Raw genomic sequence first — 24,936 nt, forward strand, 5'->3', positions numbered from 1 at the left:
TCTGCCGTTTTTAGCGGACAAGAATTATTATAGGCAGTAATTAATCTTTTGTCAACACTTTCCACAAAAAAGTTTTCAGGAAGTGTTTCAACACTTCCTGAAAAGCATTTATACCTTATAACGATGCATGTATCGTCAAATCTTCCACACGTTCTCCATCTAAATTATAAAATTGAACGATTATATTAGACGGGTCATTCCAACGCATAATCGCATACGTCTTTTCAACTCTGTTTTTTGGTAATCGGATACTCCCTGGATTGATAAAAAGCTTATTATCCACTTGTTCTGCACCGGCAATATGCGAATGTCCAAAGCAAACTACTTGTGCATTTTCTTCTTCCGCTCGATACGACAGTCGGATGAGATTCATTTTCACATCATAAAGATGCCCATGTGTAATATAGAAGGTTAATCCATCAAGTTCAATTGTTTGTTCATCTGGATACCGGATATCGAAATCACAATTCCCACCTACTCGGTAAAATCCTTGTAGCTCCTCCGCATCAAAATCTAACTCCGAATCGCCACAATGAATCAACCACTTCACATCGTGCCTTTCTTTAATTGTAGCCACTTCTTTCGCCAGCCCATGACTATCACTTAAAATTAAGACCTCTGCCAAATAATCACCTCCAGCTTTGCATCTTTACACTTAAGCACTTTACAGAGGTGCGAATTCTATACAAGTACTTATAACGTATGTATCCATTTTTCCAATTGAATAATCGCATTTCTACGATGGCTGATTTGATTTTTTTCTTCTGAATCCAATTCTGCCATCGTCACGTCATACCCCTCAGGTACAAAAATTGGGTCATAGCCGAAACCATTTTCTCCCTTTTCCGAATCCGTTATTTTCCCTTCACAGTACCCTGTCCGGAAAGTTGTCGCTTCACCAGGAATAGCAACAGCTAACACACAAATAAACCGTGCAGTACGTTTGTCTTCACTTACTTCTTTCAATTCCTCTAGAACTTTTTTAATGTTTGCCTTGTCATCTTTCGGCTCACCAGCATACCTTGCAGAAAATAGGCCGGGACGCCCATCCAATGCATCAATCATTAAACCAGAATCATCGGCAAGTACTGGTATTTTTAACAAACTAGAAATTTGTTCCGCTTTTAAAGCAGCATTTTCTTCAAAGGTAGATCCTGTTTCCTCCACATCTGGAATTGCTTGATCTAAATCAAGCAAAGATAATGCTTCGATTGATTTCTTTGCAAAAAATTCCTTGAATTCTTTTGCTTTTCCTTTGTTTTTTGTAGCAATAATAATTTGTTTCATGATCGTTCTCCTATTTTTTCACGGGATTTGTTTCTCCAATGCGACCTGCAAGATCACCAATCATTTCCTTCTGAATTTCAACGATTTGTTGTAGCCCTTCTTCAGCTAGGCCTAACATCGCCTGTAACTGCTTATTAGAAAACGTCGCTTCCTCTCCGGTACCTTGTATTTCTACAAATTCACCGGAACCAGTCATGACGATATTCATATCGACATGCGCCTGAAAGTCTTCTTCGTAATTTAAATCTAATATTTCCATACCATCCGGTAAAACACCTACGGAAATTGCAGCTAAGTAATCACGTACTGGCATTTTTGAGATCGCTTTTGTTTCTAGCAGCTTTCCAAAAGCAAGAACAACTGCAACAAATGCTCCTGTAATCGATGCCGTTCGTGTGCCTCCATCTGCTTGAATAACATCACAATCTACCCATACTGTTCGCTCACCAATTTTATCTAAATCAACTACTGCACGTAACGCTCGACCGATTAATCGTTGGATTTCCATCGTTCTTCCGCTTACTTTCCCTTTTGACGATTCACGAATATTACGTTGAGCGGTTGCTCGTGGCAGCATTGCATATTCTGCGGTAATCCATCCTTTACCTTGCCCTCGCATAAACGGAGGAACACGGTCTTCAATACTGGCATTACAAATCACCTTCGTATCGCCAACCTCTATTAAGACAGACCCCTCCGGATGACTGATATAGTTTTTTGTAATTGTTATGGGTCTTAAATTATTCACTTCTCGTTGATCATTTCTCATAAAAAATTCCTCCTCATACAATCAATAGCTTATCATATTTTCTGCAAAAGCAACACGCTGATACATTTTATATTATGTAACTTTCGTACTTATAGATAACGCCTAGAAGTTAACTCGCTTGAATGGACAGTTTTCTAATCATTAGCTAATTTTGCACCCTCTATTTAAGAAAGAGGCTTGCAAAAATTTTGCAGCCTCTCTAGATTAAAGCTTTTCTGTTGGAGTAAACGCTTGCTTTGTTACTGGTTCTGTATATTCCTCACCATTTTCATTGACGAGTTGATCTACATCTTCCACTTTCACATCAACTGCCTCGACATTCTCTTGTTCCGTTAATGTCCTTACAAGTGTTTCCATCACTTCATCTGCGATTACAGCTTGGTCCGAATCCTGTAAAATATCCTTGCTAAAAACAAGTTCAAGTACACCATCGTTTAAATCAGGGGCATTTGTTAATAGTGTATCGGGGTTAAACACATGAACAACATTTGTCTTAAATCCAGGACCATCAATAAGCGCTTGGACAATCGAACTATATTCATTCTCTTCCGTCACTTCAATATATTGTGTAACCGGTACATAATAGCGTGTTTCTCCATGTTCCGATGGGTAGTACATGGTTACTGCTTGACTTTCAAGTAAATCTAACGTGTCTGTGTCTGCAATGTTAATGCCATTTGTTCGCGAGTATCCTTCACCAATCGGTGTACCGTTTACCGGCATTTCGTTTTGTGGATGCCCATTTATCCAGAGCTTGACTTTCGATACATTTTCAAATTGCGTCAGTGTATGGGTAATCGATTCTAAAATTTTAAGCTCTTCCGCAGCTTCATAGTCTTTAAATTCCTCTGAAACATCAACAATTAATGTACCATCTTCTTGTAGATTTACCCCGAGGACCTCTGTTCCTTCAGGCAAGACAGCTTGGAAACCATTCGGTAATATCTCTGTTACCGGACCACCTTTGACAAGATACTCAACTACCTGATGAGCAACTTGTTTTGTGTTTGGCAATTCAATCGTTTGCGGAGCCACCATCCCATTTGCATCAACCAAATATAACTGCCTTGCAACTGTTTCTTCCGGATCGACCTCTCCTTCAACATTTTCTTCATCCATAACGTCTTCCTCAGATATATGTTCCAAATTATCAACTGCCTCAGCATTCGGAGGTGGGTCCATCTCTTCCATCGATTGCTCTCCCTGAAAACAGCCAGATAGAATCACCGAAATACTAATTGTACCAATCAAAAGCTTTGCTCGCTTGTGCATGCCATTACCTCCTACGATGGTTTGTACTATTATATATACGAGCCCCCTACGAAAATAGACCAATCAATGAAAAAAATCAGGCATCTGTTTTTTTCAGAATACCTGATTTTTATTGAGATTTGCTTTTTTGATTGTAAGCATTTGGAAATTCGCATCCTTAAAAATACTTTTCGAAATTTCGATAAAAATTTCCAAATCACCTGTTGCATAAAATTGATGAACAGGAGTATGCTCCTCTTTATTCAACAAATGGTGAACATCCAAAATGGTACTTGTTTCTCTTGCAGTTTCTTCACTTGAAGAAATCACTGTCACATGTTTTCCGATAACTTCTTGTATCGTATTTTTTAAAAGAGGATAATGTGTACACCCTAAAATTAATACATCCATATTTTTATCTTTTTTTAGTGGATTCAACGATTCCTGAACTACCTCTTCCGCTTGGTTTCCTGTCAGGATCCCTTTTTCTACCATCGGGACAAATAAAGGACATGCAAGTGCATTTACCTGAATATCTGACTTAATTTTTTTTAACGCTAATTCATATGCACCACTTCTTACCGTACCTTCTGTTCCGATAATCCCAACTTGATTATTCGTAGTAAATTTAATTGCTGCCCTTGCACCAGGCTTTATGACACCAATGACTGGAATATCTAATTTTTCCTTTAAATCCTTCAACGCAAATGCTGTTGCGGTATTACATGCAATAACAAGCATTTTAATATTTTTTGTTAATAAAAATTCTACCATTTCCCATGTGAATTGCATTACTTCCTTTTCAGATCTTGGTCCGTATGGGCACCTAGCAGTGTCCCCTAAATAAATTAACTTCTCTTTTGGCAGCTGACGCATGAGCTCATGAGCTACCGTTAAGCCACCAACCCCAGAGTCGATTACACCAATTGCTCTATCCAAATTTGTTTCTCCTCTTTGTTGTTATTTTCCATTCACTATTTTCATTTCCTGGTAGAGAAAATCTAACAATTGATTTAGTGAATGTTTCTCTTCTTCGCTGAATTTATTGAGGACTTTGCCTAGATAGTCTTGTCTTTCCTGAATTACTTCACGAATAATGGTTTTCCCTTTATCTAATAAATGGATCCGAACGACCCTTCTATCATTTGTATCGCGTATTCTTTCAACAAGTTCATTTTTCTCCATGCGATCAACCAAATCCGTTGTTGTACTAAAAGCCAGACTGATCTTGTTGGATAGCTCTCCTATCGTTAAATCACCTTCCTCTAATAACCATTGTAAAGCAACGAATTGCGGTGATGTGATTGGATAATTATTTAAGATTTTCCGACCATTCTGCTTGATCATTCCAGATATATAACGGAGCTGCTTCTCCATTTTTTTTACAGATTCAGCTGTTTCTAATACTTCCTTTTCCAAAAGTGTTACCCCCTAGATCTTTCCTTAACGAGTAGTTTATCACACGTTATCCTAAAAAAAGAATATATTCTTTGCACAGTATATTCAAAATGAGATAATTTGCCTATCAGAGGAAAGTAACGACTTGTCCAAAATAAGCATAATTTAAAAAACAGTTCATTAATAAACACACATTTTATGAATTACTTTATTATATCTTAAACGATATCCGTTAAATTGGGAACTAATCATTACTTTTCCCAATAATTTCAATTGAAAAAGATATGTATAGGTGTCACTCGTGATTTTTATTATAAACCGTTTCAAAAACGAGTTATTCCATTTTAATTGTACATTTCCGATAAATGTACGCACCGATTCTGGCAGTCTTCATAAGCTATTATTGACTAAATAATTTCCCTTCATAACTGTAGCTCTATAGAGCAAGGAGGGGGTAACATTTGAAGGACAACGAGTATAAACCGAAGCAATTACTGACCAAACGCGAAAAAGAAGTGTTTGAACTATTAGTGCAGGATAAGACAACAAAAGAAATAGCACAAGAATTGTTTATTTCCGAAAAAACTGTCCGGAACCATATTTCAAATGCTATGCAAAAATTGGGAGTTAAGGGGCGGTCTCAAGCCGTAGTTGAACTTCTTCGCATGGGGGAATTAAAGCTTTGAAAAATTCGACTTCCCAATTAAAAGGGGAGTCGAATTTGTTTGGCTAGAAGCTGTTTCATTTCTTCAGGAATTGGAGTGGGACGGGCTGTTCGCACTATAAAATTAACTGCTTTATGAATCCAAGTAAGAGTAAATGTAATTAATTAAATTATATTTTAAGCGGAGCCAATTTTTTAATTCTTTATCTAAATATAGATGTGGATGCCTTTGTTTCTTTATTTACTCTACTATTATCGATCTTGAGAATACTAAATGGAATTTTTAAAGTCCTATTTCATCTACAGCGTAAGTAGCATCCTCATTGCTAAAACCTTCAAACTCTAACTGTTCTATTAAACCGCTTCTTGAGAAACTTGAGTAGTCTAAGTAATCTTGAGCCATTATTGCTGCTTGATCTTGCCAATCAACACTTATTTGGTTTACTGCATAAGTAGCGTCCTCATCATTAAACCCTTCAAATTTTAATTGATCTATTAGACCACTTTCAGAAAAAGCTGTATAGCCTAAGTAATCTTGAGCCATTGTTAATGCTTGATCTTGCCAGTCAACACTTATTTGGTTTACTGCATAAGTAGCGTCCTCATCATCAAAGCCTTCAAATTTTAATTGATCTATTAGACCACTTTTAGAAAAAGCTGTATAGCTCAAATAGCTTTCTGCCATATCTACTGCATTTTTTTGTGATAATGTTTCATCAGTGTTTACTGCAGTCTCTTCTGTAGCCAAATCTTCTACTATTTCTTCCTCTGACGTTTCTTCAATGACTTCTTCTACTTCCTCAATTTCTTCTTCACTCTCTACATCTTCTTCTGTTTGATTTTCACCTGCTGAGTCAACTTTATCAATTTCTGCTTCTTCCGTTTCTCCGCATGCTGTCGAAACAAAAATAACAAGTAACGACAGCAATAAAACTGATAATTTTTTCATTTGTAATCCCCCATATGTATGTACGTATTTATGGGTATATTATCTTACATTAAATGAATACTTGCAAGACCTTTGACCTAAATTATCTTTCTTTTGCCTACGTTATTAGATATCTGGTAGATTAATGCAATATCTCTTGTATTTCAAAAAGTATTTCTTCCATATATTACGTCATATTGGTCATCAATCTTTGATGCTAAAGGCTTTCAGGGAGATACAAGAATGAGAGCAAATCGATTTACATTGTATGCTACTCCCCATTTCACGGTAAAAAATATAATTTTTAAGAATCCATATATAATACAGAATCTTTCACTCAATTTCAAAGTAAGCGAAGAATTATGCTAGGAAAGAATGGATCAAATTTAATGAAATATCCTTTTTCATTAAAAGATTGTTTCTGAAATTTAAAATGTTGATATATCAATGGTTCAAGCTGTCTGCTAATGGTATGCATTACAAATGCCATGCAAAGATTTAGTTGGTAAAAGGCAGTCTCAAGCCGTAGTTGAACTTCTTCGCATGGGGAGAATTAAATCTTTGGAAAATTCGAGTTCCCTATTAAAAGGAGACTCGAATTTATTTGGCTATAAGCTGTTTCATTTCGTCTGGCATTGGGGTGGGACGACCTTTCTGTGGATTGATGTAAACGATTCGTCCTCGTCCTGTTAACGCAATTTCTTCGTTTTCTTTTACACCCATATAGTGCACATCAAACGAGGTATTGCCAATCGTCGCTACTTTTACATACATTTTTAGACGTTCATCGAAATACATTTGTTGAAAATAATCGCATTGCAAATCTGCTACAATGATTGCTTCCTCTTCTGCCTTGAAATTATTGAAAATACCGAGTGAATTTAGAAAGTCGATTCGTGCTTCCTCAAAATAAATAAACGCAGAGACATTATTTACATGTCCATACAAGTCCGTTTCTGAAAAGCGTACTTTTATAGGGGTATAAAAGCTAAACTCAGAACGCCATTTATCCATATCTTCAATATAATTAACCGATTTCACGCGATCACCTCCTACCTAGTTACTATCAAAACTCTATCAACAACATAAGTAAAAAATAGTCATGCCGTCTAAGTTTATATAACAGACCCGAATTATGAGGTTAAAGAAATGACCCTCACCACCAATACGGAGAGGGTCATTTATAATCTATCAACCTAGTAATTAATGTGCGTTGTCACTACCAAAGAAATTTTTGAACGCTTGAATATTTGTCGCACGGTTCATTGCTGCAATAGATGTTGTTAGTGGAATACCTTTTGGACAAACCTGTACACAGTTTTGTGAGTTTCCACAACCATCAATCCCGCCGTCTTCCATCAATCCATTCAAACGATCACTTTGATTCATTTCCCCTGTTGGATGCGCATTAAATAAACGCGCTTGAGAGATAGCAGCAGGTCCAATGAAATTCGATTTATCGTTAACATTCGGACAAGCCTCTAAGCAAACCCCACACGTCATACATTTAGAAAGCTCATAAGCCCATTGGCGTTTCTTTTCAGGCATTCTTGGGCCAGGTCCTAAATCATGTGTTCCATCGATTGGAATCCATGCTTTCACTTGTTTCAGAGCGTCAAACATACGATCACGGTCTACGATTAAATCGCGGATAACCGGGAATGTTGACATTGGCTCTAAACGAATCGGTTGTTCGAGCTGATCTACTAAAGCTGCGCATGATTGCCTAGCCGTTCCGTTGATAACCATGGAACATGCCCCACAAACTTCTTCCAGACAGTTCATATCCCACATAACAGGTGTTGATTTTTCCCCTTTTGCGTTCACTGGATTTTGTCTGATCTCCATGAGTCCGGATATAACGTTCATATTTTTCCGGTAAGGTATTTCAAACGTTTCCTCATAAGGAGTAGAATCCGGGCCGCCTTGTCTAGTTATAATAAAAGTAACTGTACTTTGCTCAGCCATTTCCACTTACTCCCCCTTAGTGTTTTGTAGTGTAGTCACGTTTACGAGGTTTTATCAACGATACATCGACTTCCTCGTAGCTGAATTCTGGTGACTCTGTCTCTGCATTAAATGCAGCAATTGTTGTTTTCAGCCATTCTTCATCGTTACGTTCCGGAAATTCCGGTTTGTAGTGTGCTCCACGACTCTCATTACGATTTAAAGCACCAATCGTAATAACACGAGCAAGATGAAGCATTTGTTTCAACTGACGTGTAAACATAACGCCCTGGTTACTCCAGCGAGATGTATCATTAATATTAATGTTATTCCAGCGCTCGAGCAGCTCTTTTATCTTCTCGTCGGTTTTCTCAAGCTTCGCATTTTCCCGAACTACTGTTACGTTATCGGTCATCCACTCGCCAAGTTCCTTATGAATTTGGTACGCATTTTCTGTTCCTTCCATATTCATAAGCGCTTCAAAGTTAGCTTTTTCTTCACTTTCATAGGATGTATACATTTCTTCAGATAAATCATCGACATGGACGTCAAGCTTATCAATATATTCGATTGACTTCGGTCCCGCAACCATTCCGCCATAGATTGCAGACAATAGAGAGTTTGCTCCAAGACGATTTCCACCGTGCTGAGAATAATCACATTCTCCCGCTGCAAAAATCCCTGGAATATTTGTCATTTGATCATAATCAACCCAAAGTCCACCCATGGAATAATGAACTGCCGGGAAGATTTTCATTGGTACTTTACGTGGATCCTCACCAACAAACTTCTCGTAGATTTCAATAATTCCACCTAGTTTAATATCCAATTCCTTTGGATCCTTATGCGACAAATCCAAATAAACCATATTTTCGCCATTGATACCAAGCTTTTGATTTACACATACGTCAAAGATTTCACGTGTCGCGATATCACGTGGTACAAGGTTTCCATATGCAGGATATTTTTCCTCTAAGAAATACCATGGTTCACCATCTTTATACGTCCAAACTCGACCACCTTCACCACGAGCAGATTCACTCATTAAGCGGAGCTTATCATCACCCGGAATTGCAGTCGGATGAATTTGGATAAACTCACCATTGGCATATTTAGCTCCTTGTTGATAGAGAATACTTGCTGCAGACCCTGTATTAATCATGGAGTTTGTTGACTTACCAAATATAATTCCTGGTCCACCGGTAGCAAAAATCGTTGCATCTGATCGAAATGCTTTAATTTCATGTGTCTTAATATCCTGAGCAACGAGTCCTCGACTAACACCTTTTTCATCAAGTATTGCTTTTACGAACTCCCAGCCTTCGTATTTCGTAACTAGGCCTTCTACTTCAAATCGGCGAACTTGCTCATCAAGCGCGTATAATAACTGCTGCCCTGTTGTTGCACCTGCATATGCTGTTCTGTGATGCTGTGTACCACCGAAACGTCTAAAATCTAGTAATCCCTCTGGTGTACGATTAAACATAACTCCCATACGATCGAGCATATGTATAATTCCAGGTGCCGCTTCACACATTGCTTTTACTGGCGGTTGGTTTGCTAGAAAATCTCCACCATAAACACTATCGTCAAAGTGGATCATCGGAGAGTCCCCTTCTCCTTTTGTATTAACAGCACCATTAATACCACCTTGAGCACACACAGAGTGAGAGCGTTTAACAGGAACGATAGAAAAAACATCTACTTTTACGCCTGCCTCGGCTGCTTTTATGGTAGCCATTAAACCAGCTAATCCACCGCCGACAACAGCGACTTTACGATTATTCATTTTGTTAGCTCACTCCTATTCTCTTTCTAGAGGTTCTTCCTTCTATTAAACACCGTACGCAAATTGAATCAATGTTCTAACACCGAGATAGCTGACTGCAAAAAAGACAACGATTACAGCATATGTAGCAATCTTCTGCGATTTCGGTGACTGCGTAATGCCCCATGAAACCAAAAAGCTCCATAAACCATTAGCAAAGTGAAATACTGCGGAAACTACCCCAATAACGTAGAACCAGAACATGAACGGGTTTGTTAAAATCCCTTCCATCAAGCTGTAATCAAGGTCTGCATTACCTAAGCCGATTTGCACTCTCGTTTCCCATACATGCCATGCAATGAAAACAAGCGTTACAATACCAGTGATTCGCTGCAACCTAAACATCCAGTTACGGAAGAAGCCATAAGTTCTCGTATTGTTTCGTGCAACAAAAACAATATATACCCCTAAGATTGCGTGAAACAAAATTGGTAGATAGATAACGAAGATTTCCAATAGCAATACAAATGGAAGCCCTGCCATAAATCCTGCTGCCCGATTAAAACTCTCTTCTCCATACACAGCAAAATGATTGATTACTAAATGCTGAACCATAAAAAGACCGATTGGAACAACACCTAACAATGAATGCAATCTTCTGTAAAAAAACTCACGATGCTCTGCCATGTTTACCCCCCTTAGTCTCATTCAATAATTTAAAATAAATATGTAGCTATTTACAAAGCAGTGAAGCGCTTTTATTTAAAAAAGCAGAACTTTATAAAATAGCACAAATTCGCAACACATTAATTGTACTTCTAACTACAAAAAGCGTCAAGAAAACTAGATTCTCAATTAGAGTTACCTAGAGTCGAGATTTCTAGTTCAATAAGTTTGCACTTTCCCACTAAAATAATGGATAACAGACTGTTATTTTAATTGAGAATATGTAAAAATGAATAGCATGACTTGTTTTTTTATCAATTTAAATAGATAATATGGGTAGCTCTTCTGATCGTATTCCTAGTGAGAAAGGAAACTATTTTGTATTTGTTAGAGAGGATGAAAAGGATGTCAAAAAAGCATCAACCATTAAATCTGTCACATCTTGAAGAATTACACACACCAGGGGCTGGCTACGACATCCTGCGTTATGTAAGCTTACCTGACCTACTTGGACAAGAAACAGAGCCAATCCTTTATTTTATGGGAAGAAATCTGGCACGTAAGTTTGAAATTACGACACTTGACGATGTTGTATATCTCTTCGAAAAACTTGGCTGGGGAACACTAGACTTGATCAAACAGGATAAAAAAATGTTTGTTTTTCACTTATTATCTGACTCCGTCGTTTTACGGTTAAACGCTCCTTTCCATGTTGACTTTCGTCTTGAAGCTGGATTTCTAGCAGAAGCTATTCAACAAGTAGAAGGAATCGAGTGTGAATGTGTAGAGGAAACCAACAAACGCATTCATCAAATTGAGTTTTCCGTTTTCATAACAAATTAAATTACAAAACCATTCGTACGCAACATATAGTTTTACCAGCGCAGTGTGGCTTATCATTGAAAAGGCAGAAGCATGTTATATAAAACGTGCTTCTGCCTTTTCTGTTAATCTTCTTTATTTAGGTGACTAATCACAATTTCTGCTATATTACTAGGAATCCCCAATTTTGTAATGTCTGTTATTTCCGCATTCCGAATTTCATTTACCGTTTTGAAATGTGTTAACAATAACTTTCTCCGCTTCTCTCCAACTCCAGGTATTTTATCTAACTCCGATTGGAATAAATTTTTACCGCGAAGCTGACGATGAAATGTAATGGCAAAACGGTGTACTTCATCCTGGATACGCTGTACAAGATAAAATTCTTGAGATTGTCGTTCTAGTGGAACGACAATGGGAGGCAATCCATACAGTAACTCACTTGTTTTATGTTTATCATCTTTAGCAAGTCCTGCAAGCGGAATATCAAGACCAAGCTCATTTTCCAATACATCTAATGCTGCTGACATTTGACCTTTTCCACCATCAACAATAACTAAATCAGGTAGTGGCAGATTTTCTTTCAATACTCTTGTATATCTTCTGCGAATTACTTCGCGCATGGTTTCATAATCGTCCGGTCCTTCTACATCTTTAATTTTATATTTACGATATGCTTTTTTATTCGGTTTGCCATCTTCAAAAACGATCATCGCTGATACCGGATCTGTCCCTTGAATATTGGAATTATCAAATGCCTCAATTCGACGAGGTGTTTCAATATGAAGTCTTTCTCCTAACTTCTCAACAGCTTGAATCGTTCGTTCTTCATCTCGTTCAATTAATAGAAACTTTTCTTCTAAAGCAATTTCAGCATTTTTTGTAGCTAGCTCGACCAGTTCTTTTTTCCTTCCGCGCAATGGTGTATGCACATCGATTTCGAGTAGCTTTCTAAGCAACTCATCTTGCGTACCAATTGGGACGAGAATTTCTTTTGGTTTTAAGTGATTTTCATGTAAATAAAATCTTCCAATAAAGCTAATAAAAGCTTCTTCATGATCATCAAAAAACGGGAAAACTGTTACATCTCTTTCAATCAACTTCCCTTGTCTCACAAAGAAGACTTGAATACACATCCAACCTTTATCGTAACTATAGCCAAATATGTCTCGATCCACTCGATCATTCATCGTCATTTTCTGTTGTTCCATTACGATTTCAATATGCTGAATTTGGTCACGCAATTCCTTCGCACGTTCAAATTGAAGCTGCTCACTCGCATCATACATTTTCGTAGTGATTCTCGACTTAATATCCTTAAATCCACCTTGTAGAAAGGAAGTAATTTCCTGAACAATGGATTGATATTCCTCTTTTGATGGGGGATTTTCACTGCATGCCTTGCATTGATGCATATGATAATATAAGCAAGGGCGTCCTGCTGGATTATTACACTTCCTTAGTGGGTAAAGTCGATCAAGCAACTTCTTTGTTTCTCTCGCAGCCAAGACATTTGGATACGGACCGAAATATTTTCCTTTATCCTTATTAACTTTGCGTGTAATGAGTAAACGCGGATGCCGTTCCGATGTAATTTTCAAATATGGATAAGACTTATCATCCTTTAGCATTACATTGTATTTCGGGTCATATTTTTTAATTAAGTTCATTTCAAGTATAAGTGCTTCGATTTCAGAAGAAGTTACAAAGTATTCAAAGTCCACTATATCTTGTACAAGACGTTGCGTTTTCCGGTCATTCGCACCCCTAAAGTAAGAGCGAACTCGATTTTTCAACATTTTTGATTTACCGACATATATAATGACTCCGTGCCTGTCCTTCATCAAATAACAGCCCGGCTGTGCTGGCAATATAGCCAGTTTGCTTTTTATCGTTTCATTCATTCTGCATTCAAATCCTTTAAGTAATCCCCTTTTTCTTTAGAAAATCCCTTGTCACATTCGTAACAAGGGATTTGTTCTACTTTTATTATACACGTTTTACGCGTGTTTGTTAATTAAGTCTACTAAAGCTTCTTTCGGTTGGAAACCTACTACTTGGTCCACTACATTACCATCTTTGAATAATAGTAGTGTTGGAATACTCATTACACCGAACTTACCAGCAGTTTCCTGATTTTCGTCCACATCTAACTTAACGATTTGAACTTTTTCTTCCATTTCTCCATCAATTTCTTCTAATACTGGAGCAATCATTTTACATGGTCCACACCATGGTGCCCAAAAATCAGCTAATACAAGTCCTTTAGAAGTTTCTTGTGCGAAGTTTTGATCTGATACATTTTTAATTGCCATTATTATATACCTCCTAATAAAGTCAAGATTAAGTGAATCTTATTATGAGTATATCACCTGATGTATATACTTCCTAATAGTTTGCTTCAATTGATAAAAAAAGATGAGGCCAAGACATAAGTGTTTTTATCGTATAAAATCCGAACATGCTTGGCGAAAAGAACTTGCTCCGGAAATATCTCCGCTGGATACGCGGAGTATATTTCCGGAGCTAAGTTTGTGCATCGTTCTTTTTTTAACGTTTAACACTTTCGTTATGTCCCAGCCCCAAAGGGTTATTTTACTTTTTTAATTTCCTCAATCAATAGTGGAATTACTTCAAATAAATCACCAACGATTCCATAATCAGCAATATTGAAGATATTTGCTTCGGGATCTTTATTGATTGCAACAATTACCTTAGAGTTAGACATCCCAGCCAAATGCTGGATAGCACCTGAGATTCCAACCGCAATGTAGAGATCCGGTGTTACAACTTTTCCAGTCTGCCCAATTTGTAAAGCGTAATCACAATACTCTGCGTCACAAGCCCCGCGTGAAGCACCAACTGCTCCACCTAAAACCTCTGCAAGCTCATATAATGGCTTAAATCCATCTTCGCTTTTAACACCACGACCACCTGCAATAATTACATTTGCTTCTGATAAGTCGACTCCTTTAGCAGCTTTACGAACAACATCTTTTACGATTGTTCGGATATCTGTTACATCCACACTTTTCGTGCTAATATCTCCAGAGCGCGATTCGTCTTTTTCTAGTGCCGCGATATTATTCGGTCGAATTGTCACAAAGGTAATTCCATTAGTAATAATCTTCTTTTCAAAAGCTTTACCTGAATAAATTGGACGAATAAATACGGACTGATCTCCGTCCTTCTCAATTGCAACAGCATCTGAAATGAGCCCGGTCTCTAATTTACTCGCTAACTTCGGAGATAAGTCTTTCCCAATAGAAGTATGACCCATAACGATACCGGATGGATTTTCATCATTAACAATGGCCATTATCGCTTGCCCATAGCCTTCTGATGTATACGTTTTCAACTTTTCATGCGAAACACTGATTACACGATCTGCACCATAATAAATTAGTTCCTTTGCCGAGTCTTCCAAACTGCCATCACCAACAACTACACCAACGATTTCAGCATCAGAATTAATTTCTTTTGCTGCTGCGATTGCTTCAAATGATACATGACGTAATTCCCCGTCTCTCGCTTCACTAACTACTATATATTTATCACTCATGTCATTACTCCTTTCATCCTTAAAGAGGTTGTTCAAAAAGTCCAGTAAAAATGACACATCGTACAAGGGGCCTTCGACTAACTACCGACACGTCCTGTGTCGAACGTCGAAGTCAGTACATCCTGTATAAGCCCCTTCCTCACGTATTAATTACATACGTTCCGCTACGAGGAGCTTCACCGCCTCGAACTTCGCGATCCTTGTTATCTTCTTTTTGAACTCGTTTTTATGGCTTTACAATACTTTCTTTTCATTTTTAAGTAGCGATACTAACTCATTAACCTGATCCGATATTTCGCCTTCTAGCACTCTTCCAGCTTCCTTTTCAGGCGGTAAATAAATGTCGATTGTTTTCGTTTTTGCTTCCACATCATCTTCATCTAAGTCTAAATCGTCAATTTCAAGTTCTTCCAATGGCTTTTTCTTTGCTTTCATAATCCCTGGAAGCGATGGATAACGTGGTTCGTTTAAGCCTTGTTGACAAGTTACTAATAAAGGCAAGCTTGTTTCAAGGATTTCTACATCACCCTCAACGTCCTTTTCAATCGTAACGGTCTTATCCTGAATTTCCAGGTTCGTAATGGTTGTAACATATGGGAATCCAAGTAATTCAGCTAATCGTGGTCCCACCTGCCCGCTAGCTTCATCAATTGCCACGTTTCCAGCTAGAATTAGGTCGACTTCTTTATCTTCAAAGAAAGCTTCTAAAATTTTTACGGTTGTAAAAGAGTCACCTTCTTCTAAGTCTTCTTCTGTATTAATTAACACTGCTTTATCTGCTCCCATTGCTAAGGCTGTACGCAACTGTTTTTCAGAGTCCTCGTCCCCAACTGTGACTACGGTTACTTCACCACCATGCGCATCACGCTGTGTAATTGCTTCTTCAACCGCATACTCATCATATGGGTTAATGATGAACTCAGCACCATCATCCTCAATAGCACCACCAGATACAGTAATTTTTTCTTCTGTATCAAATGTCTTCTTTAAAAGCACATAAATATTCATCTAGTATCCTCCTAATCAATTAAACTATTATTTATCTAGAAAATTAGCTTGACGCTTTTCTAAAAAGGCTTGGATTCCTTCTCCTGCATCCTCATTTCCAAACACTTGTGAAAAAGCCTTCGCTTCTTCTTCTTCTCCTTTGGAAAATGCTTCTGTTTTTGATACAGAAACAAGATGCATAATATGCTGAATAGCAGGCTTACTTTTAGCTGCTATCTTCTCTGCTAGTTTCGTAGCTTCGTTCAAAAGATTTTCTTCAGCGACTACATGGTTTGCAAGTCCCCATTCAACTGCCTGCTTTCCATTTATTGGTTCACCAGTAAGTATCATTTCATATGCTTTTGCAGCACCAACATATCTAGGCAAGCGCTGCGTTCCTGCAAACCCAGGTATAATTCCAAGATTCACCTCTGGTAAGCCAAGTTTTGTCTTCTCTGTTACGAGGCGGATATGACAAGCCATCGCTAGTTCCAATCCTCCACCTAATGCTGCACCATGAATTGCCGCAATAATCGGTATAGGAAACTGCTCCATTCGACTAAAAACACGCTGACCGTTTGTCGCAAGTGATGTATAATCGGATGCATTCTGTAATTCGGTAAATTCTTTGATATCCGCTCCTGCAGAGAAAAATCTCCCCTCCCCTTTTAACACAACAGCTTTTACACTATTTTCTTGTTCAATTCGGTCAAGCTGTTCACTTAGATCTTTTAGAAGTCCGCGTGATAATGCATTTGCAGGTGGACTTTTAATCGTTAAGTGTGCTACATTTCCTTCAACTTCATACGTGATCATTGTCAATTTATTCATATCCTCCTTCTATATACATGAGAAATAATTTGTTTCGTTTTCAACCTCGAGAAAGCCCTTTCATTAATAAATCATGAACGGCTGGTACTTGACTCTTAAGATCATACTTCTGCTCATTCATAACCCAATTTGTTACGATTTCATCTAAGGTACCAAATATCATTTGCCGTACTAATGGAATCGTTATATCATCCCGGAACAACCGTTGCTCAATTCCTTCTTTAAGGATATTGTCTAAGACAGTTAAATATCGTTTTAAAACGTTATTGATTTGAATCCGGAGGTCATAATTGGATTGCCTTAATTCTAGCTGGGTAACAATCGCTAAATGATAATCAGCAGAAAGCTGTTCAAAATGCATCTGGATCAATGTAAATAATTTCTCATTTGCATTCTGCTTTAGATTGGTTGATTCTTCGATCCGCTTAATAAATTCCCCCATCTTCTCTTCAAAAACAGATACAAGTACATCTTCTTTATTTTTAAAATAAAGATAGATCGTACCATCTGCAACACCAGCTGCTTTAGCAATTTTAGATACTTGGGATCCATGATAGCCATTTTCTGCGATAACTTTTACCGCTGCTTCTATTATTTGGTTATATTTCGGTTTATTATTTTTCATGCGTCTTCTCCTAAGATGTGTTTAACCCCACAAACTGAGTGAATAGTCATTCATAATTTTATTGTAACTCCTACAGATTATTCTGTCAATAACAACCTTGTCCATTATCAACTAAAGAAAAAAGAGCACGAGGCTCAAATCGTTGTTACGGATTCTTGCGTCTGTTTGTCTACCTCTTCGTCAATTAACTTCCTACGTAAGATTTTACCGACTGCAGTTTTAGGAAGCTCTTTGCGAAATTCGTATATTCGGGGAACTTTGTATGCTGCGAGATGTTTTCTGCAATATTCATTTAACGCTTCCTCAGTGAGACTGTAACCTTCTTTCAGCACGATATACGCTTTAACTGTCTCTCCGCGATAAGCATCTGGAATACCTGCTACAACTGCTTCTTGAATACCTTCATGCTCGTAAAGTACCTCTTCGACTTCACGTGGATAAATATTATATCCTCCCGCAATAATCATATCCTTTTTACGATCAACAATATAAAAGTATCCTTCTTCATTCATATAACCTAAATCTCCCGTAAATAACCATCCGTCTTTTAATACATTATCCGTCTCTTCTTGGTTATTCCAATAGCCTTTCATGATTTGTGGACCTTTTACAGCAATCTCCCCAACTTCCCCAACTTCAGCTTCTTCTTCGATTGCGTCCATTTTGAATATTTTACAATCTGTGTCAGGCCACGGTACGCCAATGCTACCATTAACACGATTTTCCCAGACAAAATTCGCGTGCGTTACTGGTGACGATTCAGTTAATCCGTAACCTTCAACTAGCTTTCCTCCAGTTACCTTTTCAAACTGCTCCTGTATCTCAATTGGTAATGGAGCTGATCCACTAATGCAGGCTTTAATCGATGAAAGATCGTATTTATTCAATTCTGGATGGTTCAATAAAGCAACATAAATGGTCGGGGCACCAGGAAATAAGGTCGGCTTCTGTTTATCAATTGCCTTAAGTACATCAAGCGCATTGAACTTTGGCATGAGAATCATTTTTGAACCTTGCTTAATAGATAAATTCATGACAGTCGTCATCCCATATACATGGAAGAACGGGAGTACGCCCATCACGATTTCACTGCCGTTTTCCGTTTTATACAACCAGCTCTCACACATTTCAACATTCGATGTAAGGTTATAATGCGTAAGCATAACCCCTTTCGGATGACCAGTTGTACCACCTGTATATTGCAATAATGCTAGGTCCTCAACTGGGTCTATCTCTGGCTCCAGATAGTCTGAAGGTGCCTTTTCCATAATTAACTGCCATACATGGGTGTCCGCACTTTGTTCTACTTTTACGACCATATTATACTCTCGCTTCTGGATAAACGGATAAATTAGGTTCTTCGGAAATGGCAAGTAGTCTTTTATTCCTGTAACAATCGTATGCTTTAATTCCGTATTTCCTTTTACTTTTGTTACCCGTGGAAGTAGAATATCCAAACAAATAATCACCGAAGTACCAGAATCATTTAGCTGATATTCCAATTCGCGTTCTGTGTACAGTGGGTTTGTCTGAACAACAATTCCTCCGGCCATAAGAATTCCATAATAGCTAATCACTGCCTGCGGACAGTTCGGCAGCATAATGGCTACTTTATCCCCCTTTCTCACTCCGAGGGACTGTAAATAGTTCGCCATTTGTTTGGATTTTACAAACAATTCGTTATAGGAAAGCTCCTTCCTCATAAAATAAAGCGCTTTCTTTTCTTTGTACGCTTTAGCACTTTCTTCCAGGTAAACATGCAGGGCTTTTTTCTCATACTCCATTGACGTAGGTATTTCAGACGGGTAATGTTCATGCCATTTTCGGTTAAATTTCATTTTTCACTCCCCTTTATACTATACTATAACTATTATACCGATTAATTTCTATTTTTTGAAATCTTTTTAATTAATTTTTGATTTTTTATTATGTATCAAAATAAAAGAGGAGTGAGTGAGAAGCGTGCCATTGAACAACCGCTTAAATCAAGTAAAAAATACCTACCACTACAAAAATAACTGCTACAACAAATAATATTTTTGCTAATCGATCTAGTACCACTGTTGGTCTCCCCTCTCTTTATCCAATACTTGCTCCGATAACAAATGCTAGTCCGACAGATATAATCATCGAAATGAAGCCAACAGCCTTATTTCCATTTCCGATTTCTTCATCAACTTTCATAATTGGTGTAAGAAATTCGAACATGAGGTAACCCATTAATAATAAAACAAACCCAAGTACTCCCCATCCAACAGACTGCAATAAAGAATCATTATGTTCAATCGAATAACGGAAAATCGTTGCGATTCCAAATAACTTTCCTCCCGTTGCCATCGCAACAGCAAGATTACCTTTTTTTATCTCTTCCCAATTTTTATAGGATGTTACCAGTTCAAATACTGCTAAAAACACAAGTGTACATAAAACAAATACACTGTAGCGAGCTGCTGTAACTACGATGACATGTTCCCAAAATCCTTCCATAACAGTCGACCTCTCCTATTTCATTTGTATATTCGTCCTCTTTGAAAATTTCTTTAATTCTACTGATACAGTTAAGAAAGCTGTATACTTCCCTAACTGTAAAAGGAGAATATGAATAGATTGCATCAAAATCCGGTTATTGCTAGGTGATTTTTGCAAGCCCATCAAAATTCAAGCACGGTTACGCCGCTTCCGCCTTCACCACTTCCACCAGACTGTGCATTTTTAATTTGAGGATGTCGTTTTACAAATTCCTGGACTCCTTTTCTTAAAGCGCCAGTTCCTTTACCATGAATAATAGAAGCTTTCGGATAGCCAGCTAATAGGACATCATCGATATACTTTTCCAATTTTAACAAGGCATCCTCATAGCGCTCTCCACGCAAATCCAACTCTGTACTTACATGATAATTCGATCCTTTAATCGTAGCTACTGGTTTATCCATTGTTTGCTTTGGTTTTCCGAGAAACTGCAATTCATGTCGTTTCACTTTAACCTTCATGATTCCTACTTGAACTAAAAACTCATTATCACTTACTTTTTCTAAAACTTCACCTTTTTGATTTACGGTTAATAATTTAATTTCATCACCTGGCTGAAGCTCTTTTTGTTCAGCAGCTTTTTTGTCAGGCTGTTTCGTTTGCTTTTTCGTTAGGTGCGGCTGAGCTTCCTCAAGCATTTTCTTAGCTTCAATCCACTCATGTTCTTTTAGAGATACATTTGATTTCATTTGACGGATCTCACTAACAATTCGCTCTGCCTCTTTTCGAGCTTTCGTTAGTGCTTTTTCTGCCTTTTCTTCTGCTTTTTTATATAGCTCTTCTTTCTTTTGCTCTAATTGCTTCCATTCTTTTGCGATATCTTCTCGTAATTTCTCGGTTTCAAGTAGTACTTCGTGGGCCTTTTCATAATCTCGTTCCGCCTCAAGATGAGATTTTTCTAAAGAAGCGATCATTGTCTCAACATTTTTCGAATCGACACCGACAAGTCCTTTCGCCCGTTCGATAATACGACTTTCCAAGCCTAACCGGTTCGATATTTCAAATGCGTTGCTTCGACCGGGTACACCGATAAGCAATCGGTAGGTAGGCTGTAGGGTTTCAACATTAAATTCAACGGATGCATTGACAACGTTGCTGCGATTGTATCCATATGCTTTTAACTCTGGATAATGTGTTGTTGCAATGACACGCGCATCACGAGATACAACTTCATCGAGAATTGCCATCGCTAGTGCTGCACCTTCCTGTGGGTCTGTTCCTGAACCAAGCTCATCGAAAAGTACAAGTGATCGATCATCTACATGTTTGATAATATCTACAATATTTGTCATATGGGATGAAAATGTACTTAAATTCTGTTCAATCGACTGTTCATCCCCGATATCTGCAAACACTTCGTTGAATACTGCGAGCTCACAGCCATCGAGTGCTGGTACTTGTAATCCCGATTGGGCCATTAATGTACAAAGACCAACCATTTTCAATGTGACTGTCTTCCCTCCCGTGTTCGGGCCGGTAATTACAATCGAGGAATACGTTTTTCCAATCTCCACATCATTTGCAACCACTTCATCGATTGGAATTAATGGATGTCTTGCCTGCTTCATTTGAATAAATCCATGATTATTCATTTTTGGTCGGGCAGCTTTCATTTCTTGACCTAATTTAGCACGCGCAAAAATGAAATCAATTTGTCCGAGTATGGTGACATTTTGATCTAAATCATGCTCCTCAGCTGCGATCTTCTGACTTAATTCTCTTAAAATCCGGTCAATTTCCTGCTTTTCTTTTGTAATCGCTCCGTGCAATTGATTATTTAAGTCGACAATAGCTTTAGGCTCCATGAACAATGTTTGCCCTGAGGAAGATTGATCATGGACGATTCCACCAATTGCACCTCGATACTCTTGCTTAACCGGAAGCACATAACGATCATTTCGGATCGTTATGATCGCATCAGAAAGCAGATTGCTATTATTTCTTGTATAGCTCTCTAATTTTTCCCGAATTCGATTCTCAAACGTACGAATGGAGGTTCTAATACTACGTAAGCTGGCTGATGCGCTGTCCATTACATAACCACGGTCATCAATACAATTTTTTATTTCCATTTCTAATTCACGAAGCGGTGTTATTTGTTCCACCAATCCTTCAAGAATAGGTAATTCTTTTTCTTCAAGATCGAGATTATCAACAAACAGCTTGACTTGTCTTCCACCATAAATGGTATTGGCAACATCTAGACATTCCTCTGTTGAAAGCACACCACCGATTGCGCTACGCTTTATGCTGGAACGAATATCTGTAATGCCCCCTAATGGAATAGCTTTATTTAAGCGAACAATTTGGGTCACTTCGTCTGTTTCATCCTGCAGCTCGATAACCTGTTCTAATTCTGTTGCGGGCTTTAACTGAGATACGAGCCCTTTTCCTAATGTTGTAGCTGCATGTGTGGATAGATTTTCTATTATTTTTTTAAATTCGAGTACACGGAGAATCCGTTCGTTCATGCTTATTTACTCCTTTAAATAGGCTTCTTTATTAATTCTTTTATTTATTACGGTTAAAATAATCCATCAGTTTCTCTTTCGACCACGTATTCATAACAGTATCTTTATGGATCCATCCTTTTCTAGCTATACCAACCCCATAAGACATGTGGTCGAGCATTTGATAGCTATGCGCGTCTGTATTGATTGCGATTGTTACACCAGCCTCTTGGGCTTTACGCACCCATTCAGCAGATAAATCAAGTCGATTTGGATTAGCATTGATTTCTAACGCTGTATTTGTTTCTTTTGCTTTTTCAATCAAATTCTCCACATTTACGTTGTATCCAGCGCGTCTTCCTATTAGTCTTCCGGTTGGATGGGCGATTAAGGATACATATGGATTTTCTAATGCTGTATAAAGTCGCTTCATAATTTTCTCTTGTGATTGATTAAAACTCGAATGAATGGCGCCGATCACAAAATCCATTTCGCGAAGAAAATCATCAGAGAAATCAAGAGATCCGTCCGGTAAAATATCCATTTCTACCCCTGCGAAAATATGAAAGTCTGTCCACTTTTCATTTAATGCTGCAATTTCTTCTCGTTGCTTGCATAAACGCGATTCATCTAGTCCATTTGCTACTCGAAGGTATTTGGAATGATCTGTAACTGCCATATATTCATACCCCATTGCCCGAACTTGGTTTGCCATTTCTTCTAGTGATTGTCCTCCATCGCTCCATGTCGTATGCATATGTAAATCGCCTTTTATATCGTTAAGCTCAATCAATCTTTTTTCTTTTTTAAATGCTTCAACTTCTCCCGTATTTTCTCTTACCTCTGGTGGGATAAATTGTAGTCCAAAGTGTTGAAAGAATTCTGTTTCATTCGAAAATGTAAGCATTTCATTTGTTTCCTCTACTTCTACTCCGTATTCGCTAATTTTCTCACCTCTAGATTTAGCAAGCTGTCTTAATGCTACATTATGATCCTTTGAACCTGTGAAGTGATGCAATGTCGTTGCAAACTCTGCTTTTGAGACCATTCTGAAATCGATATTGATATCATACACATCCTCCAATGTCACCGATACCTTTGTGTCCCCTTTAGCGATGACTTCTTTTAAATTAGGGATGGCAAGCAGCGCTTCTCTTACAGCAGGTGGATTGGAAGTTGCAATGATAAAGTCAAGGTCCTTTATCGTTTCCCGCATTCTGCGAAGACTTCCAGCTCGTGAAAAGGATTCAATTTCTTCAATTTCAGCGAGATACGCTTCAATTCTTTCAGCTAACGGAAGCATGATTGCTATTGGCAGTCTCTCTGGACGTTTTCCTGATTCCTCTAGTGCTGCAACAATTTTCTCTGCTGTCTTTTTGCCAAAACCTGCAAGATTTTCTACTTTCCCGCTTAGACACGCTTCTTTCAATGTATCCGCATCAATAACACCAAGTTCTTGATAAAGCTTAGAAAGTTTTTTCCCACCAAGACCAGGTAAGTTTAATAGCGGAATTAACCCCGGTGGAACTTGCTCAGTAAGTTCCTTCAATGTCTTGGATTCGCCTTGTTCAATAAATTCTACAATGACGGTACTTGTTCCTTTACCAATCCCTTTTATTTTCGTAAAATCCTCAATGTCTGCTAAAGATCGATCATCTTGTTCTAATCCTTGAGCTGCCTTGCGATATGCAGATGTTTTAAATGGATTTTCTCCTTTTAACTCTAGATAAATTGCTATTCTTTCTAATAATTGAATAACATCTTTTTTATTAATTGCCACAACTATCACCTATTCCCAAAGTAATTGTACTTCATATAAAAAGACTGATTCGATTTAGTTCATACCACTGCACATAGCATACAAGCGTATCCCTAATACGATGAATCAGTCTCTCATTTACTAGCTGGCTTCCCCACCTGTATAGGTAAACCAAAGCTCCAGTAGCTTTTCTGAGAAATATGGTGTTTTCTCAATAATGAAAAGTGCAACAGACGAGTTGTTAATCCCGTTCTGGATTGTTTCAACTGGTGTTAATGCTAAAATATATAGCAGGATGAATAAAATCAAATATACTTCCAAAAAGCCTAGTACGGAACCTAAAATTTTATTAACGGATTTAATAATCGGTATGGAAGCTACAAAGTCGAGCATGGAAGCGATAATTTGTAATGCAATTTTCACTGCGAAAAAGATAATCGCAAAGGCAATTGCATTATAAAAGGCTGTCTCAAGTGGTAACGATTGTAGAAAAACTGCCCATGCACTTTCATCCGATAGTTCCGGGTATGGGATCCAAAGTGATAGCTTTGGACCTAATACATCGTAATATTTTACCGCTACAAAAAATGCGATAATGTATCCAGTTAAGTGAAGTAATTGTAAAATAAACCCTCTTTTCAAGCCCATGAAAAACCCGAAAAGCAACATGATTAATAATAGTAAGTCTAACAT

24 protein-coding genes are annotated in these 24,936 nt (G+C 37.9%); 2 read left to right on the top strand and 22 right to left on the bottom strand.

Going from position 1 to position 24,936, the window contains the following annotated elements; all coding sequences use genetic code 11:
- Positions 1-115: 115 nt before the first annotated feature.
- The 6 genes from F1560_RS15330 to F1560_RS15355 form a co-directional block, all read right to left on the bottom strand.
- On the bottom strand, positions 116-625 hold the full coding sequence (locus F1560_RS15330) for a metallophosphoesterase (RefSeq protein WP_149475522.1): 510 nt from the start codon (positions 623-625) through the stop codon (positions 116-118).
- 68 nt (positions 626-693) lie between these two features.
- Positions 694-1,287 carry an XTP/dITP diphosphatase gene (locus F1560_RS15335; RefSeq protein WP_149475523.1) on the bottom strand — a complete coding sequence of 198 codons (594 nt, stop codon included), beginning with the start codon at positions 1,285-1,287 and terminating at the stop codon, positions 694-696.
- 10 nt (positions 1,288-1,297) lie between these two features.
- Positions 1,298-2,056: a ribonuclease PH gene (gene rph, locus F1560_RS15340; protein WP_149475524.1), complete on the bottom strand. Its 759-nt coding sequence runs from the start codon at positions 2,054-2,056 to the stop codon at positions 1,298-1,300.
- A gap of 204 nt (positions 2,057-2,260) precedes the next feature.
- A complete protein-coding gene (locus F1560_RS15345; RefSeq protein ID WP_149475525.1) occupies positions 2,261-3,328 on the bottom strand; it encodes a GerMN domain-containing protein in 1,068 nt (355 codons plus the stop codon).
- A gap of 93 nt (positions 3,329-3,421) precedes the next feature.
- The gene (racE, locus tag F1560_RS15350; protein ID WP_149475526.1) at positions 3,422-4,246 is read right to left on the bottom strand and encodes a glutamate racemase; all 825 of its coding nucleotides are present in this window, start codon (positions 4,244-4,246) and stop codon (positions 3,422-3,424) included.
- Between the two features lie 21 nt (positions 4,247-4,267).
- Positions 4,268-4,684 carry a MarR family winged helix-turn-helix transcriptional regulator gene (locus tag F1560_RS15355; protein ID WP_420874431.1) on the bottom strand — a complete coding sequence of 139 codons (417 nt, stop codon included), beginning with the start codon at positions 4,682-4,684 and terminating at the stop codon, positions 4,268-4,270.
- Between the two features lie 482 nt (positions 4,685-5,166).
- Here F1560_RS15355 and F1560_RS15360 point away from each other — a divergent pair, with 482 nt between their 5' ends.
- Positions 5,167-5,391 carry a helix-turn-helix domain-containing protein gene (locus tag F1560_RS15360; protein WP_010651078.1) on the top strand — a complete coding sequence of 75 codons (225 nt, stop codon included), beginning with the start codon at positions 5,167-5,169 and terminating at the stop codon, positions 5,389-5,391.
- Positions 5,392-5,652: 261 nt separating this feature from the next.
- Here the strand turns inward: F1560_RS15360 and F1560_RS15365 are convergent, their stop codons facing one another.
- The 5 genes from F1560_RS15365 to F1560_RS15385 form a co-directional block, all read right to left on the bottom strand.
- On the bottom strand, positions 5,653-6,318 hold the full coding sequence (locus F1560_RS15365) for an Ltp family lipoprotein (RefSeq protein WP_149475528.1): 666 nt from the start codon (positions 6,316-6,318) through the stop codon (positions 5,653-5,655).
- 579 nt (positions 6,319-6,897) lie between these two features.
- Complete coding sequence (locus F1560_RS15370) at positions 6,898-7,338, bottom strand: acyl-CoA thioesterase (protein WP_149475529.1); 441 nt, start codon at positions 7,336-7,338, stop codon at positions 6,898-6,900.
- A gap of 162 nt (positions 7,339-7,500) precedes the next feature.
- Positions 7,501-8,265 carry a succinate dehydrogenase iron-sulfur subunit gene (gene sdhB, locus F1560_RS15375; protein ID WP_149475530.1) on the bottom strand — a complete coding sequence of 255 codons (765 nt, stop codon included), beginning with the start codon at positions 8,263-8,265 and terminating at the stop codon, positions 7,501-7,503.
- A 16-nt stretch (positions 8,266-8,281) separates the two neighbouring features.
- Positions 8,282-10,033: a succinate dehydrogenase flavoprotein subunit gene (sdhA, locus tag F1560_RS15380; protein ID WP_149475531.1), complete on the bottom strand. Its 1,752-nt coding sequence runs from the start codon at positions 10,031-10,033 to the stop codon at positions 8,282-8,284.
- A 45-nt stretch (positions 10,034-10,078) separates the two neighbouring features.
- On the bottom strand, positions 10,079-10,699 hold the full coding sequence (locus tag F1560_RS15385) for a succinate dehydrogenase cytochrome b558 subunit (RefSeq protein ID WP_149475532.1): 621 nt from the start codon (positions 10,697-10,699) through the stop codon (positions 10,079-10,081).
- Between the two features lie 384 nt (positions 10,700-11,083).
- Between F1560_RS15385 and F1560_RS15390 the strand changes: the two genes are divergently transcribed.
- Positions 11,084-11,521 (top strand): YslB family protein, encoded by a 438-nt coding sequence (locus tag F1560_RS15390; RefSeq protein WP_149475533.1) that lies wholly within the window; start codon positions 11,084-11,086, stop codon positions 11,519-11,521.
- Between the two features lie 104 nt (positions 11,522-11,625).
- Here the strand turns inward: F1560_RS15390 and uvrC are convergent, their stop codons facing one another.
- The 11 genes from uvrC to F1560_RS15445 form a co-directional block, all read right to left on the bottom strand.
- Positions 11,626-13,404 carry an excinuclease ABC subunit UvrC gene (gene uvrC, locus F1560_RS15395; protein WP_149475534.1) on the bottom strand — a complete coding sequence of 593 codons (1,779 nt, stop codon included), beginning with the start codon at positions 13,402-13,404 and terminating at the stop codon, positions 11,626-11,628.
- A 96-nt stretch (positions 13,405-13,500) separates the two neighbouring features.
- Positions 13,501-13,815: a thioredoxin gene (gene trxA / locus F1560_RS15400; RefSeq protein ID WP_095307243.1), complete on the bottom strand. Its 315-nt coding sequence runs from the start codon at positions 13,813-13,815 to the stop codon at positions 13,501-13,503.
- A 275-nt stretch (positions 13,816-14,090) separates the two neighbouring features.
- Positions 14,091-15,062, bottom strand: coding sequence for an electron transfer flavoprotein subunit alpha/FixB family protein (locus F1560_RS15405; RefSeq protein WP_149475535.1), 972 nt, complete (start codon positions 15,060-15,062; stop codon positions 14,091-14,093).
- A gap of 234 nt (positions 15,063-15,296) precedes the next feature.
- Entirely contained in the window at positions 15,297-16,070 is a 774-nt protein-coding gene (locus tag F1560_RS15410) for an electron transfer flavoprotein subunit beta/FixA family protein (protein WP_149475536.1), read from the bottom strand.
- Positions 16,071-16,097: 27 nt separating this feature from the next.
- Entirely contained in the window at positions 16,098-16,871 is a 774-nt protein-coding gene (locus F1560_RS15415) for an enoyl-CoA hydratase (protein WP_149475718.1), read from the bottom strand.
- Between the two features lie 49 nt (positions 16,872-16,920).
- A complete protein-coding gene (locus F1560_RS15420) occupies positions 16,921-17,505 on the bottom strand; it encodes a fatty acid metabolism transcriptional regulator FadR (RefSeq protein ID WP_149475537.1) in 585 nt (194 codons plus the stop codon).
- A 134-nt stretch (positions 17,506-17,639) separates the two neighbouring features.
- Positions 17,640-19,343 (bottom strand): long-chain-fatty-acid--CoA ligase, encoded by a 1,704-nt coding sequence (locus F1560_RS15425; protein WP_149475538.1) that lies wholly within the window; start codon positions 19,341-19,343, stop codon positions 17,640-17,642.
- Between the two features lie 241 nt (positions 19,344-19,584).
- Complete coding sequence (locus tag F1560_RS15430) at positions 19,585-19,992, bottom strand: DUF350 domain-containing protein (protein WP_149475539.1); 408 nt, start codon at positions 19,990-19,992, stop codon at positions 19,585-19,587.
- A 164-nt stretch (positions 19,993-20,156) separates the two neighbouring features.
- A complete protein-coding gene (locus F1560_RS15435) occupies positions 20,157-22,505 on the bottom strand; it encodes an endonuclease MutS2 (RefSeq protein WP_149475540.1) in 2,349 nt (782 codons plus the stop codon).
- 40 nt (positions 22,506-22,545) lie between these two features.
- Positions 22,546-24,264, bottom strand: coding sequence for a DNA polymerase/3'-5' exonuclease PolX (polX, locus tag F1560_RS15440; protein ID WP_149475541.1), 1,719 nt, complete (start codon positions 24,262-24,264; stop codon positions 22,546-22,548).
- A 120-nt stretch (positions 24,265-24,384) separates the two neighbouring features.
- Positions 24,385-24,936, bottom strand: a complete 552-nt coding sequence (locus F1560_RS15445; protein ID WP_149475542.1) for a CvpA family protein — start codon at positions 24,934-24,936, stop codon at positions 24,385-24,387.

This window comes from Oceanobacillus polygoni (genome assembly GCF_008304605.1).
GTDB lineage: Bacteria > Bacillota > Bacilli > Bacillales > Amphibacillaceae > Oceanobacillus > Oceanobacillus polygoni.